The sequence below is a fragment of the Arenibacter aquaticus genome, assembly GCF_003957295.1.
GTDB classification, from domain to species: domain Bacteria; phylum Bacteroidota; class Bacteroidia; order Flavobacteriales; family Flavobacteriaceae; genus Arenibacter; species Arenibacter aquaticus.
The window spans coordinates 178,789-199,951 of the sequence record NZ_RQPJ01000021.1; the positions used below are offsets into that span (position 1 = coordinate 178,789).

Consider the following 21,163-nt stretch of genomic DNA (forward strand, 5'->3'; position numbering starts at 1 on the left):
GTTTTTAAACAAATTAAAATGAAAATAGAAAAATCAAATCTAGAACTTATTCCCAAGGACGACCAAAATTGGCAAAACAGGCCAGAATGGTTTTTTAACAGAGAACACACGGATACCTATGAGCAATGGTACGAAGGGAGGTACAAGCGTGCTGAAATATGGCAAAAGAAGGTAATGGAACAACTGGTGTCCAAAGATAAACGTATCAAAACATTGTTGGAATTTGGCTGTGGTACTACCCGCTTTACCCGCTGGTGGAAAGAGATTGGCATTGAGGCAACAGGAGGCGATATTTCACCATTGATGCTTTCGCAAGCCGTAGAATTATTTGATGGTGATCTTGTTATGGCCGATTCGCACCACATGCCCTTTAAAGACCATTCCTTTGATTCCCTCGCCTTCATTACCACTTTTGAATATTACAAGGACCCAGTACAAGTAATCCGAGAGGCTGCAAGAGTAGGGAAATATGGTATAGCCATGGGCATGATGAATAGAAATTCTACCAAGGTGGTGAGAAGAAGGATACAAGAAGTGTTTGGTAAGAATCCATTCTATCTTACGGCAACCTTTTACACACCGGAAAAACTTACCAAAATTATAGAAACGGCGCTTGAAGGTAGGGATTACTCCATAGAATGGACTTGTACCGGACTGCCCAAATGGTTTCCCGTACAACAATGGAGTCTGCCACTAGGTGATTTTTTTGGGTTGTACATCAAATTAAATGACGTAGAATAAATGAGCGACAAACTAGGAAAAATAGATCCACATTTATTCCAAAAATTTATTGACAATAAATGTGGCTTTAATAGAAAGGAAGTAAGCACTGGACCTGGATTTGGGGTAGATGTCTCAATTGTAGATTTGCCTCAGGGTATGGCTATGGCCATGACCAGTGACCCACTAACTCTCCTCCCAAGTCTTGGATTGGAGGAGTCGGCCTGGCTATCCGTACAATTAATGGCAAACGATATGGCCACCACAGGCTATGCACCCATGTACGGGCAATTTGTTTTAAATCTGCCCAGTAGCTTTTCAAAATCGGATTTTGAGGTATATTGGAACTATATACACCGTTTTTGTTCTAAAATTGGAATAGCCATTACCGGCGGTCATACAGGTTTTGTAGAAGGGCAAAATTCCACTATGGCCGGTGGAGGTACATTTATAACCATTGGACCTAAAGACAATATGTTGGTTTCAAAAAAAGCACGGCCGGGAGATACCATCTTGGTGACAAAATCCTGCGCTATTTCTTCTTCGGCCATACTTGCCATGTGTTTTCCGGAAAGCGTTAAAAATAAATTGGGTGCCGAAATACAAGAACTGGCCAGTGATTCTTTTTACGACACCTCGTCACTCCAAGATGCCTTGGCTGCGGTAGGGAAAAATAGGGAGCATAGGGATATAACGGCCATGCATGATGTTACAGAGGGAGGTGTTTTGGGAGCAATATATGAATTGGCAACGGCTTCCGATAACGGGGCTCTGATATATAATGATCAATTGCCTGTAGGTTATGTTCAAAATAAAGTCTGCGACTTGTTTTCCTTGGACCCACGTAACTGTATAGGGGCAGGCTCAATGGTCATCACCTGTAAAAAAGGAAGCGCAAGAGATGTCATCCCTAGGTTGGAAAAGGAAAATATTGTCTGTACTGAAGTGGGGGAAATAGTGGAAAGGGACAAAGGAATAAAGCTTATGAAAAATGATGAGGCCAACAGGCTAGGGTACAATGAAAATGACCCCTATTGGGCAGCATTTTACAAAGCATTTAATTCGGGTTGGAAATGAATGCGGGCCAAAAACGAAAAATGGGTTCCGGTATCTATTTGATAATTGACCCATCAATGGATGAAAAAGTTCTTCTGAATAAGTTAGACATATGCCTTAATGAAAGGCTAGCAGCAGTACAGATTTGGGACAATTTTAAAGATACTCAAGATATAACCACTTTAATCTGTAAAATTTGCGATCTATGCCATGCTAAAAATGTTCCGGTATTGATAAATAACCAATGGGGTTTGCTTAATAAAACCGATTTGGACGGGATTCATTTTGATATAATTCCTGAAGATTATGAGGAAATAAAAGCTGGAGTAAACAAATCTTTTATAAGCGGACTTACCTGTAATAATGATTTAAGTTGGGTAGAATGGGCAAACAGGAACAATCTGGACTATATTTCTTTTTGTTCCGTATTTCCTTCCCAAACTGCCAACAGTTGCGAGATAGTCCATTTTAATACCATACAAAAGGCGTCCAAACATTATGATTTGCCTATATATTTGGCCGGTGGGATTACCGCCAATAATCTGGGGCAACTTAAGGGACTTAATTTTAAAGGGATTGCTGTGGTATCTGGTATTATGGGCGCAACAAACCCTAGCGAATCAATAAATAATTATCTAAAAGAATTAAATAAAAAATGAAGAAAGAAACGATCAACAAACTATGTTGCCCCTTTGACAAAGCGGATCTTAAGCTAACGGAAATAACAAAGGATACCTCCAATAATGTGTTGGAAGGCTTTTTAGTATGTACAAATTGTGAACGCTTGTACCCCATTGTAAAAGGTATCCCAATTATGAGTCCGGACGAATACCGTGAATATAAACTTGAAAGCCCTTTAGTGGAAAGATGGCAAAAACATCTAAAGGGACGTACGTTTGAAAATTTTAGAATTTCGGCATCTATGGAAGTTGAAGGGTAGGAAATTACAGCCTAGGCCTACATGGTAAGTAAAGATTAATAGAAGTAATTCTATTGTCTCTTTAAAGAGGTGAATTTAACATTACACAAAAAAAATCGAGGGTCGCGACCCTCGATTTTTTTATATTACTAAATATTGTTTTTGGTTTATAACCATAGTATACTAGTTAGTTATTGGTTATACTAAATTCACAAAGCACTCTAAGTAGCGCCTAAAAATGATGATTATACATTATGTAGGGCCTCTATTAACACATTTTTTTTGTTTCTGCTCAACGGAAGCTGTCTTCCGTCCAGTTCAACACTTTTACTATTGAATTTCTGAACTTTTTCCAAATTTACAATGTATGATTTGTGTACCCTCAGGAATTTATCCTTTGGTAATTTCTGTTCAAAAGACTTCATAGTAGAAAGGATAACTACATTGCCTTCATTGGTCACCAATTTTATATAGTCGCCCAATGCTTCTACCCACTTTATGTCGTTAAGCACTACTTTACGTTGTCTTAGATTGCTTTTTACAAAGATATATTCATCATCCTCTGGCACCTTTTGCAACTGCTCATATTTAGTTAGAGCTCTTTTTATAGACGTATCAAAACGGGAAGCAGAGATAGGTTTATGCAGATAATCCGTAACGTCATAATCAAAAGCTTTAAGGGCGTAGTTGGGATTTCCGGTAATCAATATTACCTGTGGTGGGCTGTCTAAGGATTCCAATAAATCGAACCCATTGATGATGGGCATTTCCACATCCAGAAAAATAAGATCGATGTTACTGTTTTTAAGTCCGTTCTTTGCTTCAATGGCATTGCTGTACTCTCCAACCATTGTCAGGTGGGGATGATTGTTCACTAATTTGGCTACGGCAATGCGCTGCATAGACGAATCGTCTACAATAATACTTCTTAATTTCATAATTGGTGATCCTCGTTTTAAATCTTGTTGAAGGTACCCAAAACTACCTTCCAAGTTGCCAAAAATGATGTGAACGGTGCATAATGTGTTGTGTAAATGAAGAATTTTGTGGTTTAGATATTTGGCAGTTAATTCCCAAAGAATAAATTGTAAAAATCAGATATAGAGGCTTAAAAGGTATATGCTATTTAAAATTAATTGCATTATTTGTCGAAATTCGATGCAAGCAATAGGGAGACGCATTTTAGTTGCTATGAAACAGTGGGAATTGGTGGAATTAATTGTTTTAGGTAATCCTAAAACCTAACTTGTTGCCCTACAATTTGAAGATTTTCCAAGATACAAACTTGTTTAAATGGAAACAGAAATATAGGCTATTTTACAATTGCATTTAATCGATAATATTTTCCGTTTATCTAGTTTTCCTTCCAAGAATTATGAAGGGGTAATATTCTTGCAAAAAAAAACGAGATTCATGAATATGTCCAGATTATCACTTAAAAGCAACAATAAACAAGGAACTTTTAAGGGTATTGGAAACCATTTAATAGCAAATGGATTTAAAATATACTTCTGGGTCTGCACCGTATTTTTTATGGTAGTATTGTACCATCTTATTTCCGCCATGGTTGGTATTTGATAGGTGGTCCCAAAGAAAATTTAAGTTGTATTTTGTAGGGGAAGGTTGAAAGTCCTGTTATTTATGCGCTTTTTTCCGTCTACCTTTGGTGCAAATAGAATCATTATTGGCTATAGACCACCAATTATTTTCAAAAATGGATTAAGCTCACTTTAGCTGCTTAGATAGTTATTAGAACAGCTCTTTATAGGGGTATGGCATGGGCGTTTTTTATCTCTCCCATCACAAAGGTACTATGTGCACTTCCAATGTTTTTCATGGATCCAAGATGGTTCAAGACAAAATCTTGGTAATGCTTCATATCCTTTACCATTACCTTGAGTAAAAAATCATAATCGCCAGATACGTTGTAGCATTCGGTAACTTCCTTGATTGCCGCGATATCCTTTACAAATTGGTGTCCAATTTCACGGGTGTGCTGTTTTAAGGTTATGTTGCAAAACACTGTTAAGCCCTTGTCCATTTTTTCGGGATCCAATACAGCCACATATTTTTTTATATAGCCCTTTTTTTCCAATCTTTTTACCCGTTCAAATACGGGTGTGGTAGATAAATTAACCCTATTGGCCAGCTCCTTGGTAGTTAGATTGGAATTGCTCTGCAGTAATTTTAGAATTTGAATATCAATTTTGTCCAAATTGGTCATAGAATATTTTTCTGTTTTAATGCCCATTTTAAATACAAATGGATGAATAACCTAGCTAAAGAAACTAAAATAGGTTTTATTTCCAAAATAAATTAATAACATGGAAAATTAAATCTTAAAGATGAGCTTTGTTGGAAAATAAACAAAAGCAGAGCAAATGAAAACCAACGTTTTAGGATACCCGAGAATTGGGGCCAAAAGAGAGTTAAAGAAAGCCATAGAGAAATATTGGAAAAAGAAAATTTCAGCTGAGGAACTGTTGGAGGTTGGCAGTCAAATACGAAGAAAAAATTGGATCCTGCAAAAAAAGAGTGGGATCCATTTTATTCCCTCTAATGACTTTTCCTTTTACGATCAGGTATTGGATGCCACAATGACCTATGGCTGTATTCCCGAAAGATTCAGGGAAATTGATAAAAATAGATCGGACCTAGATCTTTATTTTGCTATGGCAAGGGGGCTACAGGAGGATAGTTTTGATATTACGGCACTAGAAATGACAAAATGGTTTGATACAAACTATCACTATTTAGTGCCTGAATTTGCAAAGAGCCAGACATTTGAATTGCGTTCCCTAAAAGCTGTTGAAGAATTTAAAGAAGCATTGGATCAGGGTATTTCAACCAAGCCTGTATTGATATCCCCGGTTACTTACCTTTTTCTAGGGAAGGAGAAGGAGGAAGGCTTCCATAGATTGGATTTACTGGAAGCCCTTTTGCCCGAGTTTTATAAACTGTTATCACAGTTATCCGCTGCTGGAGCGGAATACATACAATTGGATGAACCCTGTTTGGCGATGGACTTGACCCATAAAGAGCTGACGGCCATAAAGACACTGTACACAGATATAGCAGAAAAATTCCCCAAATTAAGAATAATTCTAACCAATTACTTTGACTGCTATGGAGCCAATTTGGAAACTATTTTAGGTCTTCCCGTTCATGCCATCCATTTAGATCTGGTCCGGTGCCCATTGCAGTTGAACGACATCATAGATTCTCCAACTTACAAAGGTAAGCAAGTACTTTCGTTAGGAGTTGTTGACGGTAGAAATATATGGCGCAATAATTTTGATTCCTCCTTGGACCTCATAAACATGGCCTTGCAAAATGTTTCTATTGAAAAGCTCTGGGTTTCCAGTTCTTGCTCATTTCTACATGCGCCCTATGATCTAGATCTAGAGACCAATGAAAAAAGTTTACCAGCCGAAGTAAAGCAGTGGATGGCATTTTCAAAACAAAAACTAAAGGAGTTGGTAACATTAAGTGAGCTTACACCGGAAATACCCACAGAAGAGGCGGCAATGGAATTGGTAAGTAATAGACGTACTTTTATTGATAAAAGAATCTCTGGACTGGTGCATCACAGCCCCACCAAGCAAAGGGTCCAATCCTTGGCGGATACGGCAGGAAAACGTAAGAGCGCCTTTACTGTTAGGAGGTATGAGCAGGGAAAGAAATTAGGTCTGCCATTATTTCCTACTACCACAATTGGATCTTTTCCCCAAACCAGGGAGGTGAGGAGTATAAGAAGACAATTTAAAAACAAGGAAATTACCAGTACGGAATACAATGAATTCCTGAAGAAAGAAACCCAAAGGGCTATTGCTTTTCAAGAGGATATAGGGTTGGATGTTTTGGTGCACGGCGAATATGAAAGAAACGACATGGTGGAGTATTTCGGGGAAAAATTAGAGGGGTTTGCCTTTTCCGGAAATGGATGGGTACAAAGTTATGGTAGCCGCTGTGTAAAGCCTCCCATCATTTATGGAGACGTATATAGGGATAAGCCTATGACGGTAAAATGGACTTCTTACGCACAATCGTTAACTAAAAAACCGGTAAAGGGAATGCTTACCGGACCGGTAACTATTTTGCAATGGTCCTTTGTGCGAAACGACCAGCCTAGATCCGTAACCTGCAAACAAATAGCTTTGGCCATACGGGACGAGGTAACTGATTTGGAGCAGGCGGGAATAAGTATCATTCAGATAGATGAACCTGCAATACGGGAAGGGCTGCCCTTACGACGTGAATATTGGAATACCTACTTAAATTGGGCGGTGGAGTGTTTTAGAATTTCAGCCTCCGGTGTGGAGGATAAGACCCAGATTCACACCCATATGTGCTATTCGGAATTCAACGATATTATACAGAACATTGGGGATATGGATGCCGACGTTATTACCATAGAAACCTCAAGGTCGGAAATGGAGCTTTTGGACGCCTTTGTGAAATACAAGTATCCCAACCAAATAGGACCTGGGGTATACGACATTCATTCTTCCAGGATTCCCAATGAGCATGAAATGGCGTCTTTATTGCACAAGGCGGCCAAACTCTTACCGGTGGAAAATTTGTGGGTAAATCCGGATTGTGGTCTTAAGACAAGGGACTGGCCAGAAACCAAGTCCGCTTTGACCAATATGGTAAAGGTGGCCAAAAAAATAAGATCTGAATACACTATTGATGTGTAGTTAAGACCTCAATACCATAAAGTGTACATTAACAATGTATGTTAACAATCCAAATAGACCGTCTAAATTAAGTGTTTAGACGGTCTTCAGGTTTTTTTTAAACTGTGATGGTCTTGGTTATTTCATAGACCCAATTTTAATTCTTTTAGAACATCCTTTTTCAAAGGTTTTGTTAGAAAGGAAGTAACAAGATTGCTCTTATCTGCTTTCCGCTTATCCAATGAATCAAGGGAAGAGCTTAAAATATGGATAACTAAATTGTATTGGCTTGTATCCTTTGAAAGCGTTTCTAAAAATTCCCAACCATCCATTACAGGCATATTTATATCCAAGAAGATCAGGTAGAATGATTTGGGATTTTCCCTGATATATGCAAGGGCGTCTGGACCATTTTCAAAAATGACAGGTGAATAATTCGGAAACTCCGATTTTATGACCGTATTGTTAATAAAATTGGTCATTGGATCATCGTCAATCAGTAATATTTCGTGTGTCTTCATCTTTAATCTTGTTAGTTTTTTCTGTGATGATTGTTGGATTCACCGATTACTTTGGGTTGGAAATTTAAATTCTTGAGCGTTTCTATACATTAAATAACGCCTCAATGAATTCGCTTTTCTTATTTCTGCTCAATGGCAGCTGAATTCCCTCGACTGTAATTGACTTACTATTGTATTTTTCTACCTTTTCCAAGTTCACAATATAGGATTTATGTGTCCTCAGGAATTTATCTTTCGGCAATTTTTGTTCAAAAGATTTCATGGTAGAAAGAATTACTACTGTACCTTCATTGGTGATCAATTTAATATAATCGCCCAGCCCTTGGACCCATTTTATATTGTTTAAAACTATTTTACGCTTTCTCAAATTACTTTTTACTATTATATGCTCTTCCTCACTGTTCACGTGAGTACTTTGGTCGTAATTGAAGATAGCTGTTTTTACTGAGGCTTCAAAGCTGGCCTGAGAAATGGGTTTATATAGATAGTCGGTAAGTTTAAAATTAAAAGCCTTTGGTGAATAATCAGGATTGCCGGTAATTAATATTAACTGTGTTGAGGTATCCAAGGCTTCCAAAAATTGGTATCTCTTTACGCTTGGCTTCTCTATATCGATAAAGGCAACATCAATGTTGTTGTTTTTAATACCGTTTAACGCTTCGATGGAGTTGGTGTAGTTAGCTATCAAAGTCAGTTTTGGGTGATTGTTTACCAACTTGGTTATGGCAGCTAGTTGTAAACGTGAATCACATATGATCACACTCTTTAATTTCATAACGGGGGACTTGAAGTTTAATTTTTGTCAAAGTAATTAAATAGCTGTTTGGGTTGCCAATAAATGATGTGAACAGTGGATATAATGTTGTCTGAATAGAGTTGCTCGACTGGGAAATGTAGTCAGGGACCACTATTATTAGTTGCTCCTGTTTAAAATGAAGTCGACATTAAAATAGGGGAGACGATATGGCTCATGTTTTTTTAATGCCCCTTCTTTTTTGTTTAGAGGGATAGGGTGGATGAATATACATTTTGCCCCATTTACGCGTAATTATTATTGGTCTAAAGAAAAGGCGATACTGTATTGGTACAGCTAATAGCTTGTAGTTTAATCGGTTTACTCAGAACACTCGGCGAAAAAGTATTGGATTAAAACTTTGTGCGCATATATTTAGATTGTAGCTTTGAAAATATAGGTGAAAATTACTATTATTGCTGTTTGTTTTTTATAAAATTATAGGGTTTAGTTCAGCAATTCTAATATAAGAACTTAACAGGAATTGTTGCATTAAGTTGATAGTGGCAATGTATATTTAGGTTGCGGAAAGTCCTAGGTGAAATGGTTGGTTAATAAATTTTTAATTGGTATTGTAAATTAGCATGGAAGGAGAAACTTTATGGATTATTGATGATGATATGGTATCACAGTTTGCCATGACATACAAAATAGGACAGGTACACCCCCATTATAATATTACCACATTTTATACAGTTAAAGAGGCCTTGGACCATCTAAGGAAGTGCTGGAAAAGTAAAAAAGGACTTCCAGACAAGCTATTGTTAGATCTTGGTTTACCGGATTTGGATGGATGGGACTTTCTAATGGAGTTGGAAAAAATTGGTGTAAACATTAGTCCTTTCGATATTTATATAGTCTCCGCCTTTACAAACTCAACAGATCGAAAGCGAGCCAAAAGCCATCCTCTTATAAAGGATTATTTTGATAAACCCTTGAACAAAAATGCAGTTGACCGGATTTTTGCCTAATGTTGAAATGATTGCTAATTCAATATACTGTAAGAAATCCTATTGGTTGTAAAACCTATTTAGCCCTGGATTATAAGGCATATGTAATAGAAAATAGGCGATGTACTTTTTCTATTTACCGAATTGACACCCGTAACTTTTGAGATTGACCAAAATATTTTAAGGAAGTGGATGATTAGTTTATTCTACTACTGTAATGGTCAATTATATTGGGACCTCGTGTTTTCCATGACCACCAAATTACTTTATAACCATTCATTTAGTTTGTTGATATACAAATCTAAGGGAAAAATATTCTATGTAGTTCAAGATCAGTATGTTACTGTCATAGTTAAAAGCTGAATCGATTAAAGTTATCAATCAGACCTAAAAAATCGGCTTATTGAGCGTTTTTTTTTTAATCTTTATGAAAATAAAATGGATAAAGAAAAATGACTTTAGACTACCCCTCGATAATGTTTTTTTTAGCCTTGAATAACTTATTTATCATGGCATTGTTCATTTATCAATATTTTTATCATCACAAACAATGGTATTTATTACTGGTAGCACTGGGTATTACCTTCCAAACTATTGCCATTGTTCTTTTTGCCAATAGGGATGTTTTACCGCCTTTGCTAAGCTTGCGAATTAATAATTTTCTTTTAATTTCTTGTTTTGCACTAACAGCCTTTGGTTTGCTCTCCTATGACGGAACCATCCGAAAAAAACTCTTGAGGCTTTTTATTGTTTCTGTTTTTCTATTTTATTCCGCAATTTTATTCGTTGAGGAAAACTTTACTATTCTCAGTGTAATACGTATAACATCCTGTTCATTTTTCTTTGGAATAGGTGCTTTTTATCTGTATACTAATAAAAACAAATATAAATTTTCTATCCTTTTAAGTGCTGTACTTCTATTGTATTCCGTATTTCAGCTAGTACGTGCCATTCACATTTATCAAATAGGGCAGTCATATGTTTTTCTCCAGAATTCTACCTTCAATAATTGGTTTCTTATAGTTTCCGTCCTTGTAATAAGTGCTATAAGCATAGGTTTTATAATGCTTTTAAAGGAAATAGATCAAAAAACTATACTTGCAAAAAATGTTATCATTGAACAGGATAAACGTAAACTACAAGCGTTGAACCAAACCCAAAATAAATTATTCTCCATTATTGCACATGATCTAAGGAGTCCGTTTATAAACATATTGGGTCTTTCCGATCTGCTCTTGGACAATGTGAAAGATACCGACAATCCGGAATCAGAAAAGTATACAGATTTAATAAATTCAACTGCCAAAAACACCCTCAATTTACTGGACAACTTATTAAATTGGGCAAAATCACAAACTGGGGAACTTGGCTTTAATCCTGAAAAAATTACACTGTCTGAGGTTATTGATGAAATTATAGGTCTTAAAAGGTCGCAAGCAAAGGCTAAAAATATTGCTTTACAACATTCGCCAACAACAGACATTGAATTATTTACGGACAAAAATATTCTTGCGACTATATTAAGAAACCTAATTGCGAATGCCATAAAATTCACGGATTATGGAGGACAAATAGAAGTGGTAGCTACTACTCATGGACAACAGGTGGAAATTTGTGTTATAGACAATGGGGTTGGTATGACCGATGAAACAATTCGTAAAATTTTTGACTTATCTGCCAATGTTACATCACGGGGTACCGCAAACGAAAATGGTTCTGGTTTAGGTTTGGTTCTTTGTAAGGAATTTGTAGAGAAATTGGACGGACATCTTTGGGTGGAGAGTGAAATAGGTAAGGGAAGTAATTTTAAATTTACCCTGCCTTTGCATATTCCAGAACCAGAAAGGATAGATTCTACTTTAACAGGAGCGCAGGACGCAACGGAGTCGGTAGCACTGGCATTTAGTTCATATTCCCAAGGACAGGAACAGTCTTCCAAATCTCTTAGGTAACCTAAAAAGCTTACTGCCAATACCTGTATATTTTGTTCTTTGGTGGGAGGATGGGGGTAAATGGTAATACAGTTATGATTAAAAATTTTTCTACGTGAAAAGTGAGAGTTTTGGATAAAATCTAAATTTTCCCAAATATGGAAATGACCTCTGTAGCCCATAAGGCACAAGCCTTAGACTTAGAATTCAGTTATTGGATTTTTTATTTTGTTGAAAGTAGGTCTGCTTTAATGTAAATATAAACTTAGGAGTATATTTACCCATGTCAACGATATTAAAGTAGCTTACACCAAACTAGCCTACTGGTACAAAGATGTAGAGGAGTCAGGATTTAAGAGCTTCTAAACGGTAGCCAATAGTATTACTTTAAATTACCGCTCTGTACTCAACTATTTTATAAACAGAAGTACAAATGCTTCAGCAGAATCATTCAACGCGAAGATGAAGGCATTTAGGGCACAGTTCAGAGGTGTGAGAAATGTAGAGTTCTTCCTTTACCGATTAACCACAATTTTTGCATAAACACAACAATTGGTCATGATCCGTTTTTTGTTTGGGATAGTAGAGCAAAAGTACAGAGCGATATTCTATCCACGCTTTTAAGGATATATCGAGAGGGTGTAATTTGAACTTGGTCTGTGGTTTTTAGTATGTCGTGGATCCCGTGCAAGCATAGAAACCATAACAAGCTAACGCTTGTAGGTTTTTTGTTTCCTTCCTATTATGGGATTCACTGCGTGCATCCCAACAAGGCAATCCGGGGCAAGCATAGAAACCATAACAAGCTAACGCTTGTAGGTTTTTTGTTTCCTTCGGCCCCTCGAAGTAAACTTCGGTGGCTCCAGTAAACAAAAAACCCATAACTTTCGTTATGGGTTTCCTTTTGCGGAGAAAGAGGGATTCGAACCCCCGGAGGTGTGACCCTCAACAGTTTTCAAGACTGCCGCATTCGACCACTCTGCCATTTCTCCTTAGCGGGTGCAAATATAGAAACCTTTTTATTCTTTTTAAAAGAAATTTCAATTTTTATTTATTTTTTTAAAATTGCCGATGTCATTATAGTCCTTATTATTTTAGTTAGCTGGCCTTTTTGCTTTAAATAGTTTTAATCACATAAGCATTTAAATGTAAATGGGGCCTGGAATCAACTAGTTTGACGGGAGGCTATCTGGGCACTTTTTAGCCCGAATAGTACACGGGAAAGGGAAATAGGCTTAACTTTGGCCCGGAAGCTACCCATTGCCTATAGAAAATGGAAATTAACTTTATAAGGGACCCATGAAATGTGGCAGCTGTGTAAGTGTTGGAAGAAAAATGGGCTTTAAATAAAAAAGAATTTACCTTGGATATTATCAAGAAATTAGAGTGGCGTTATGCCGTAAAAAAATTCGATGAGAACAAATTGGTGCCAGTACAAAAATTGGACAAATTAAAGCAGGCTTTTAACCTAACTGCTACCTCTTATGGGCTACAGCCCATAAAGTTACTGGTTGTGCAGGATAAGAAACTACAGAAAGAGTTGGTGAAATTGTCCTACGGCCAAAATCAGGTGGCCGAAGCCTCCCATGTTTTTGTAATCTGTATTGAAAAGCAAATAGACAAAAATTTTATTCATGACTACTTTAAGAGGGTGCAACAGGTTAGAAACACCTCGGATGAAATTTTGGAACCTTTCAAAGGGGCGTTGATAGAAAGCTTTTCCAAAAAAGAATTGAAAGAGGTCCATGATTGGGCCACCAATCAGGCCTATTTGGCACTGGGGACCTTATTGACCGTTTGTGCTTTGGAGGAAGTGGATGCCTGTCCTATGGAAGGCTTTCAGCCAAAAGGGTACGATCAGATTTTGGGACTTGACGACCATAAGCTAACTTCAGTGCTGGTCCTGCCAATAGGATACAGGTCAAGTGATGATATGTTTGCTAGTCTTAAAAAAGTACGCAGAGAAATTGATGATAGTATTCTGCACCTACCATAATGTGAAATTACCGCCTTTAATCTTTACTCAATTAAAAACTACTAAATAAATTATTATAATATGCCAGGATTTGAACTTTTTGGAGCTCAAGAAAGGGAACAATTAAATGACGTTTTGGATAGCGGGGTTTTAATGCGCTATGGTTTTGATGGCAATAGGAATGGGCATTGGAAAGCCAAGGAATTGGAAAAGGCCTTGGAAGAACGTATGCAGGTTAATCACGCCCAACTGCTTAGTAGTGGAACGGCCGCCTTAACAGTGGCCTTGGCCTGTGCCAAGGTAGGGGCTGGTGATGAGGTTATACTGCCTACTTTTACCTTTGTAGCCAGTTTTGAAGCCGTGCTGTCGGTTGGGGCCATACCCATTTTAGTGGATGTGGACGACACCCTTACTCTTGATCCCCTTGCAGTGGAAAAAGCCATTACCGAAAAAACAAAAGTAATTATGCCGGTTCATATGTGTGGATCTATGGCCGATTTGGCTCCTTTGCAAGCCCTGTGTAAGAAACATGAACTTATCTTACTGGAAGATGCCTGCCAGGCCATAGGAGGAAGCTACGACGGTAAACCCTTGGGAAGTTATGGGGATTTAGGCTGTTTTTCGTTCGACTATGTAAAGACAATTACCTGTGGGGAAGGTGGGGCCCTTGTTACCAATAATAAGGAATATTATGTTCGAGCCGATCAATTTTCCGATCATGGTCATGATCATATTGGTTCCAACAGGGGAGCCGAAGGCCACCCTATATTGGGTTATAATTATAGGATTTCGGAACTACATGCAGCCGTAGGACTTGCTCAAATTGGACGTTTGGACGATTTTATAGCTTCCCAGAAAAATAACTATTCCGTATTAAGATCGGCCTTAGAGCAGATCCCGGAGATTACCTTCAGAAGAGTACCCGCTAAGGGGGAAGAAAATTATTCATTTCTGAGTTTTTTTATGCCCGATGAAAATCTGGCCCGTAAAACCGTAGAGGCATTGGCCGATAACGGACTGGACGGATGCTTCTATTGGTATGACAATAATTGGCACTACTACAGAAAATGGGAACATTTAAAAGATTTAAAAAGTTTGGTAGGGCTGTCCAAAGAGATAAGGGAAGGGGTGCCAAATTACAACTTGTCCAACTTCACTAAATCCGACCATTGGATAGGTAGAAATATATCCTGTCTGATAAAATTGGGTTGGTCTGAAGAGGAGGTGCAACAGCGTGCCAATAAAATGGTGGAAATCATTAAAAGTCAGTTGTCTTAAAAACTGGTCTGCCTAGTATATGGTAGTTTTACGTAGGCCTTAAACCTCAATATAGACCATGTTTTTTGACGCTGTAGCTTGAAATATAAGGTTGAGTACAATGAAAAAGTAGCAATATGTCTATATTTATTTTTTAAAAAATTATTAAACCAAAATCAAAATACCAAAAGATCATGAATGTAAAAACCGTTTTTCTAGGGCTAGTTGCAGTGGCCCTAGCCATTCCAATGGGAGCACAAGAGACCCAAAAACCCAGCCCACCAGAAGTATCCCCTATGCCGATGAAACCACAAATGACCGAGATATGGGAGCCAGAAGTTGAAGTAGTGACTCCGGGAAAAAAATTAGGCGACGCCCCATCAGATGCCATTATTCTATTTGATGGAAGCAATTTGGATCAGTGGGTAAGTAAAAATGATCATTCTAAGCCGGCACCATGGAAGATTGTAGACAATGACCATATGGAGGTAGTTCCCAGATCTGGAGGTATAAGTACGAAAATGAAATTTGGGGACTGTCAGATTCACTTGGAGTTTAGTGCCCCGGATGTGGTTAAAGGCCATAGTCAGGGCAGGGGCAATAGTGGACTATTTTTACAGAACAGATATGAGCTTCAAATTTTGGATTCTTATAATAACCGTACCTATCGCAATGGACAGGCAGCTAGTATTTACAAGGATGAGGCTCCATTGGTAAATGCCATGCGCAGCCCACTTGAATGGAATACCTACGATATTATTTACAGGGCACCCCGTTTTAAGGAAGACGGAAGGTTAGATACAAAAGCAACTATAACTGTGTTGCATAATGGTGTACTGGTCCAAAATAATACGGTGATCAATGGAATAACATACTATACTGGTTTGCATAATTATCCCTCGGCCCATGGGGACGATGTAATTACCCTTCAGGATCACGGGAATAAAACCCAGTTTAGAAATATTTGGATAAGAAAATTATAGGTTCTACCTAGATCCGCTTAAAATAGATTCCAGTTTTATGTCGGGTACCTTCTAAAAAACTTTATTAATACCTTGCTTAAATACCTCTTGGACAACTCCTGTCCAAGGGGTGTTTTTTTTATGCAAACCCTAGGTAGATTTTAGACCGCTGTTTGGGGATTGATAATTATAACGTATTAGGACTGGCAAATCGTTAGTTTTTCTATGTCCATTCTTTGATTATGGCAACCATTTTGCAGCTCTAACCTACATTAAATACGTACTTTTTTTGTTTTCATCCTTTTTAATAGGCAATGCACTCACTCGCTATGCCCCGTAAACACTGGGCTTGAATAATCTATCCATGTTTTTGGGAAATATGTCCATTCCTTCACATTTCATTAACATTAGCTTAGCATAACATAATTAACAAACTAATAAGAAATGAAGAAACTTAAACTTTTGATGCTAGTCATTTTGATGGGTGTCACAACTGTTTCCTGGGCTCAAACAAATGTGACGGGGACAGTTATGGACGAACAGAATGTTCCGCTTCCTGGAGCTAACATTGTGGAGAAAGGAACTACCAATGGGGTAGTAACCGATTTTGATGGGAATTTTTCCATATCGGTAAGTAACAATGATGCGGTATTGGTGATATCTTATATAGGGTATGTGGGCAAGGAAATTAAATTGGACGGATCCTCTTCCTATACCATTTCTTTAACCGAAGACGCTACAGGTCTTGAAGAAGTAGTAGTAATTGGTTACGGTTCGGTCAAGAAAAGTGATTTAACTGGTGCCGTGGCTTCTTTAAATACAGAAGCCCTTACGGAACAGAAGAAAACAGACCTAGGACAAGCCATTCAGGGTAGGGTAGCAGGTGTAGATGTTAGGACAACTAACAATAAGCCTGGGGCACCGCTTTCAATTGATATTCGAGGTAATACGGTAATTAAGAACAATGATGCTACCCGTGATGGATTAAGTGATAATCTGGACAATGATCTTTCAAAGCCGTTATATGTGGTAGATGGTGTATTTTTTGAAGATATTAATATTTTGAATCCTTCTGATATCCAGCAAATGGATGTTTTAAAAGATGCTTCTGCGACTGCAATATATGGAGCTCGTGGGGCCAACGGGGTAATCATAATAACTACAAAGAGTGGAGTTGAGGGGAGAACTATATTTACTTACGAGGCCACTCTGGGTTCAAATTCGCCTACCAATGTGCCCGATATGTACAATGGGGATGAGTATGTAAATTTTGTGGAAAATGTTTTGAGAAGTACCGCTTGGAGACAGTTGTTTAATCCTAGCCAAGGTATATACCCAACGGTTGAAGATTATAATAATTTAACGGTTGACATGTCCAGGGAAATTAGAACTTCCAATGAAGAGGCCGACAACGCTGCCAATCGTCGTTACACCAATTGGGCAGATGATTATAGGCATTCCAGTCTACAAACCAGTCACAATTTGGGAATGTCCGGGGGTAGCAACGGATTAACCTATAATGGATCTATCGGATACCTTAGTAATGAAGGGGTAGTAGGTATTGAAGGATATGATAGATATAATTTAAGTGCATCCCTAACAAAAAAAGTCTCCAATAGTTTTACGGTAGGATTAAAGGCGTACCTGGCCTTATCAGAACGTGAAACTGGAAGTAATGAGTTGTTCAGGAGTTCCTTAAGGTTGGCTCCAACGGTAAATTCAAGAGACCCTGAAGGAAATATTATTTTATTTCCAGATGATCAGGACGGACGCTTTCTTAATCCATATTACGAATCCAAAGGTTCTTGGTTGAGCAATACAAAGACTTTGGATGTTATTGCAAATGTGTTTTTGAACTACAAACCGGCAGATTGGATCAGCTTTAAAACGCAATTTGCCCCTAATATTCAAACTGAGAGATATGGATCACATTTTGGGCTGTTGACAAAATCGGCAAGAAACGAGCCAAGCAGGACAAGGGCTTATTACAATGCCTATTTTAATACAGCCTATACCTGGGATAACATAGTGGACTTTGATTTTGATATCCTTGAAGGACATAATTTAAAGACTACCCTTATTTCTTCGGTTTATTACAACCAGCGGGAATTTAGTAAGATAGAAACTAGGGATTTTGATACGGATGCTTATACCTTCTACAACACAGGGGCCGGCTTGGATCCCAGAGCCTATAACACCAATTATTATAAGGAGACCTTGGCATCCTTTGCTGGTAGATTAAACTATAACATTCTAGATAAATATCTCTTTACCTTTACAGGTAGGTACGACGGTTCTTCTAAACTTGCGATAAACAATGAATGGGCATTTTTTCCATCTGCGGCTTTCGCTTGGAAAGCAAGTGATGAAGTCTTCTTGCAAGATGCGGGTTGGTTAAACAATCTGAAATTTAGGGTTAGTTACGGTGAATCTGGAAATGATAGTCCCGTTAGTGCCTATAGTTCCTTGGCCTTTTTGGGGGAATCCGATTATTTATTCGGAGATACACATACCAACGGGGTAGATGTTAACGGATTGCCCAATAACACCCTTACATGGGAACGTTCAAAGGAGGTGAATGTTGGTATGGATCTTAGTATTCTGAAAAATAGGATAGGCTTGGGAGTAGAGGTATATAACAAAAAAACGGTTGATGCCATTCTGAATAAAACATTGTCCAATATCACCGGTTATTCCACTGCGGTAGGTAACTACGGATCTGTTCAAAATAAAGGTGTAGAAATTACCTTGAATACGGTGAACATACAAACCGATAAGTTTAGATGGAAGACTAGTTTAAACTTTGCGAAAAATAAAAATGAAATTTTGAAGCTCGATGGAGACCTTGACAAGGAACCTTATGGCAATCATGGTGTTTTACAGGTGGGGCAACCAGTTGATGCTATCTATTCCTATGAGATTGAAGGTATTTGGCAATTGGATGAAGCTGCAGAAGCTTTTGCTTATGATGGCAGTTTCCCTGGTCAAAATAAATATAGGGATTTGGATAACAGTGGTGATAGGGATGAAAGTGACAAAAAGGTTATTGGTTCTATTTCTCCTGATTGGATTGGTGGTATGACCAATACTTTTACTTATGGCAATTTAGATCTGACAATTCAGGCATATACTAGACAAGGTTCTTATGGTCACTCTGAATTTTATAACAATTTTGTTCCATGGCAAAACGATGATGCCAAATTTAATAAGGTTGATTTGGATTACTGGACTCCAAATAATCCAGATTCTAAAAATCCAGCATTGGAATATGGTGCTACTGGGAACAATTATTATACTGACTATGATTTTGTAAAAATTGGCAATATAGGTTTGGGATATCAATTTCCACAAGAATTACTGGATAAACTAAAAATGTCTAGTCTTCGTTTGTCCTTGGATGTACAAAATCCGTTCACCTTTACAGATTATGCTGGTCCAGACCCTGAAACAGGGCTACAGAACTCTTATAACTCCGGATATATGGTTAAGACCATATTATTTGGACTAAAGTTGGCTTATTAATTTTAAAAAAATTGTCATGAACATATTAGATAAAACAAAACATATCGTAGCTTTAATAGCTTTCTCAATACTATTAAATGCCTGTGATTCTTATATAGAGGAAGATGTCTTTTCCAATATTACCGCAGAAAATTTTCTAACAGAGGATACTGCAGATCAATTAATTGTAGGACTTTATACCTCGATGAGAGGGGTTTACAATAACCATAATTATCAGTTTGCCGGAACGGATGTTTTTACAAGCCAAGGGGAAGTATTTTCCTTTTCTGCAGAAAATGATTATAATTCTTTTAATGCCCCCCAGTCAAATGGCCTTTGGAACGCCAATTATAATGTTATTTCTAAGGCGAATACCGCTATCAATAGATTTGAAATTGAAGTAGATTGGAGTGAAGGTAGATTAGATGAAAAGGCCTATGGCATAGCCCAAGCAAGGGCATTAAGAGCCATGTCATTTTTCTATTTGGCACAGCAATTTGGAGGTGTTGTACTAGATTTGGAGGAACCTCAGAGTATCAGAAACAACTATACCAGGTCTACCGAAGAAGAGACTTATTCCTTGATAATTTCAGAATTGGAGGCTGCTATTCCAGACCTGCAGGCAGATCCTGAAACAGGAAGGATTTCCAAAAGAGCGGCACAGCATGTATTGGCTGAGGTGTATTTAACTAGGGCCTACAAATCTTTTGCAGGTAGTAACGATTTTCAAACAGCCGCAGATTTAGCGGAACAAGCCATAGGCTCCTACGATATTAGAAGCCAGATGTTCGATCAGCTTTTTGCTTATGACAATCAGGTAAATCCTGAAATACTTTTTGCTGCTCAATGGGGCAATACCGGGTTTGTCCAAGATAGAGGTAATAACAAACATTCCTTGTTTATGACAGGAGTGGAACAATTACCTGGAATAAGCAGAAATAATCCTTATGGTAAGACCGGTAGTAATCTAATGCCCACACCTTATTTTTATTCATTGTTCGAGGATAACGATACAAGGGAAGAGGTTACTGTGCACAGGGTTTTATATGCAGATGAAGCAGGATTTTCAGTCGGGACCGATGAGATTGCAGTAGGGGACACAATTGTGTATTTCCCAAAAGAGACTATAGACATGACTGAGTTAGTGGATAAATTGGATCGCTATTGGGTATATCAGCCTGATCAATATTTGTTCGGGAGACCAGATGAGGTTGGCGAAGTAAATTATAAATATGAAGTGAATCCGATGTTCACAAATTTTCCAATATTCAAGAAATTTGACGATGAAATCTTTCAAGAAGAAGGATTAGGGGCACGTGACACCTATGTTTACCGGATAGCAGGAACACATTTGTTGGCTGCAGAGGCCTATTTAGGTGCAGGTAATGAGACACAGGCCTTATTCCATATCAATAGAGTAAGGGAAAGAGCAACAGGTGTAGCAGATCATTATGCAACCATAGATTTGGATACCATACTGGCAGAACGCGCCTTGGAGCTAGCTGGGGAAGAGAATAGATGGGCCGTCTTAAAGCGTATGGGGAAATTGGAAGAACGAATCGGCTTATACAACCCACATGTAATTGATCATGGTGCCTTTGATGCAACGAAGCATTTATTAAGGCCTATTCCTATAAAAGAATTGGAAATTTCACCAGAAACTATGACCCAGAACCCAGGGTATTAAGCAAAATATTTTCCTTATTGTTTAGTTAGATTAGTTGATTGTTAAAATTATGGACGGGATGAAATATCCTGTCCATATTTTTTAATCCGTACCATTTAAGAGGGTGGAATTTTGTTTACTATTAAAGACCAATGGAATTGATAAAATATTGCGGCCTAATCAATCTTAAATAAGGCTCAATAGAATACTATTTCGATTTAATTAATTATGCC

General features: G+C 37.9%; 18 protein-coding genes and 1 tRNA gene. 14 read left to right on the forward strand and 5 right to left on the reverse strand.

The window, feature by feature from the left end; translation table 11 throughout:
- Nucleotides 1-18 precede the first annotated feature (18 nt).
- From EHW67_RS16690 to EHW67_RS16705, 4 genes are read left to right on the forward strand one after another with little or no spacing between them, the layout of a single operon-like run.
- Complete coding sequence (locus EHW67_RS16690) at nucleotides 19-741, forward strand: class I SAM-dependent methyltransferase (protein WP_126163529.1); 723 nt, start codon at nucleotides 19-21, stop codon at nucleotides 739-741.
- Nucleotides 742-1,797, forward strand: a complete 1,056-nt coding sequence (locus EHW67_RS16695) for an AIR synthase family protein (RefSeq protein WP_126163530.1) — start codon at nucleotides 742-744, stop codon at nucleotides 1,795-1,797.
- Nucleotides 1,794-2,435: a thiamine phosphate synthase gene (locus tag EHW67_RS16700; RefSeq protein WP_126163531.1), complete on the forward strand. Its 642-nt coding sequence runs from the start codon at nucleotides 1,794-1,796 to the stop codon at nucleotides 2,433-2,435. The genes EHW67_RS16695 and EHW67_RS16700 overlap by 4 nt, the downstream gene beginning before the upstream one ends.
- The gene (locus EHW67_RS16705) at nucleotides 2,432-2,716 is read left to right on the forward strand and encodes a Trm112 family protein (RefSeq protein WP_126163532.1); all 285 of its coding nucleotides are present in this window, start codon (nucleotides 2,432-2,434) and stop codon (nucleotides 2,714-2,716) included. The genes EHW67_RS16700 and EHW67_RS16705 overlap by 4 nt, the downstream gene beginning before the upstream one ends.
- Nucleotides 2,717-2,940: 224 nt before the next feature.
- Here the strand turns inward: EHW67_RS16705 and EHW67_RS16710 are convergent, their stop codons facing one another.
- The gene (locus tag EHW67_RS16710) at nucleotides 2,941-3,633 is read right to left on the reverse strand and encodes a LytR/AlgR family response regulator transcription factor (protein WP_126163533.1); all 693 of its coding nucleotides are present in this window, start codon (nucleotides 3,631-3,633) and stop codon (nucleotides 2,941-2,943) included.
- Between the two features lie 481 nt (nucleotides 3,634-4,114).
- Here EHW67_RS16710 and EHW67_RS20955 point away from each other — a divergent pair, with 481 nt between their 5' ends.
- A complete protein-coding gene (locus tag EHW67_RS20955) occupies nucleotides 4,115-4,273 on the forward strand; it encodes a DUF6747 family protein (RefSeq protein ID WP_317126888.1) in 159 nt (52 codons plus the stop codon).
- A 184-nt stretch (nucleotides 4,274-4,457) separates the two neighbouring features.
- On the opposite strand, the gene EHW67_RS16715 is transcribed toward EHW67_RS20955, so the two are convergent.
- A complete protein-coding gene (locus EHW67_RS16715) occupies nucleotides 4,458-4,919 on the reverse strand; it encodes an Lrp/AsnC family transcriptional regulator (RefSeq protein ID WP_126163534.1) in 462 nt (153 codons plus the stop codon).
- Nucleotides 4,920-5,076: 157 nt separating this feature from the next.
- Between EHW67_RS16715 and metE the strand changes: the two genes are divergently transcribed.
- Nucleotides 5,077-7,395, forward strand: coding sequence for a 5-methyltetrahydropteroyltriglutamate--homocysteine S-methyltransferase (gene metE / locus EHW67_RS16720; RefSeq protein ID WP_126163535.1), 2,319 nt, complete (start codon nucleotides 5,077-5,079; stop codon nucleotides 7,393-7,395).
- A gap of 122 nt (nucleotides 7,396-7,517) precedes the next feature.
- Here metE and EHW67_RS16725 read toward each other — a convergent pair whose 3' ends face one another.
- Nucleotides 7,518-7,895, reverse strand: coding sequence for a response regulator (locus EHW67_RS16725; protein ID WP_126163536.1), 378 nt, complete (start codon nucleotides 7,893-7,895; stop codon nucleotides 7,518-7,520).
- 82 nt (nucleotides 7,896-7,977) lie between these two features.
- Nucleotides 7,978-8,670 (reverse strand): LytR/AlgR family response regulator transcription factor, encoded by a 693-nt coding sequence (locus EHW67_RS16730; protein ID WP_126163537.1) that lies wholly within the window; start codon nucleotides 8,668-8,670, stop codon nucleotides 7,978-7,980.
- A 602-nt stretch (nucleotides 8,671-9,272) separates the two neighbouring features.
- Here EHW67_RS16730 and EHW67_RS16735 point away from each other — a divergent pair.
- The 3 genes from EHW67_RS16735 to EHW67_RS20840 all read left to right on the forward strand — a co-directional run bounded on the left by EHW67_RS16735 (nucleotide 9,273) and on the right by EHW67_RS20840 (nucleotide 12,112).
- Nucleotides 9,273-9,659, forward strand: coding sequence for a response regulator (locus tag EHW67_RS16735; RefSeq protein WP_126163538.1), 387 nt, complete (start codon nucleotides 9,273-9,275; stop codon nucleotides 9,657-9,659).
- Nucleotides 9,660-10,147: 488 nt separating this feature from the next.
- On the forward strand, nucleotides 10,148-11,590 hold the full coding sequence (locus tag EHW67_RS16740; RefSeq protein WP_158285141.1) for a sensor histidine kinase: 1,443 nt from the start codon (nucleotides 10,148-10,150) through the stop codon (nucleotides 11,588-11,590).
- Between the two features lie 360 nt (nucleotides 11,591-11,950).
- Complete coding sequence (locus EHW67_RS20840) at nucleotides 11,951-12,112, forward strand: transposase (RefSeq protein ID WP_262707176.1); 162 nt, start codon at nucleotides 11,951-11,953, stop codon at nucleotides 12,110-12,112.
- Nucleotides 12,113-12,476: 364 nt separating this feature from the next.
- On the opposite strand, the gene EHW67_RS16750 is transcribed toward EHW67_RS20840, so the two are convergent.
- Nucleotides 12,477-12,561: transfer RNA gene (locus EHW67_RS16750), tRNA-Ser, on the reverse strand.
- A 371-nt stretch (nucleotides 12,562-12,932) separates the two neighbouring features.
- Here EHW67_RS16750 and EHW67_RS16755 point away from each other — a divergent pair.
- From EHW67_RS16755 to EHW67_RS16775, 5 genes are all read left to right on the forward strand, one after another.
- Nucleotides 12,933-13,565: an NAD(P)H-dependent oxidoreductase gene (locus EHW67_RS16755; protein WP_126163540.1), complete on the forward strand. Its 633-nt coding sequence runs from the start codon at nucleotides 12,933-12,935 to the stop codon at nucleotides 13,563-13,565.
- A gap of 60 nt (nucleotides 13,566-13,625) precedes the next feature.
- Nucleotides 13,626-14,822, forward strand: coding sequence for a DegT/DnrJ/EryC1/StrS family aminotransferase (locus EHW67_RS16760; RefSeq protein WP_126163541.1), 1,197 nt, complete (start codon nucleotides 13,626-13,628; stop codon nucleotides 14,820-14,822).
- A 173-nt stretch (nucleotides 14,823-14,995) separates the two neighbouring features.
- Nucleotides 14,996-15,784: a 3-keto-disaccharide hydrolase gene (locus tag EHW67_RS16765; RefSeq protein WP_126163542.1), complete on the forward strand. Its 789-nt coding sequence runs from the start codon at nucleotides 14,996-14,998 to the stop codon at nucleotides 15,782-15,784.
- A 423-nt stretch (nucleotides 15,785-16,207) separates the two neighbouring features.
- A complete protein-coding gene (locus EHW67_RS16770) occupies nucleotides 16,208-19,285 on the forward strand; it encodes a SusC/RagA family TonB-linked outer membrane protein (RefSeq protein ID WP_126163543.1) in 3,078 nt (1,025 codons plus the stop codon).
- Between the two features lie 16 nt (nucleotides 19,286-19,301).
- Complete coding sequence (locus EHW67_RS16775) at nucleotides 19,302-20,951, forward strand: RagB/SusD family nutrient uptake outer membrane protein (protein ID WP_126163544.1); 1,650 nt, start codon at nucleotides 19,302-19,304, stop codon at nucleotides 20,949-20,951.
- The last annotated feature ends 212 nt before the right edge of the window (nucleotides 20,952-21,163 follow it).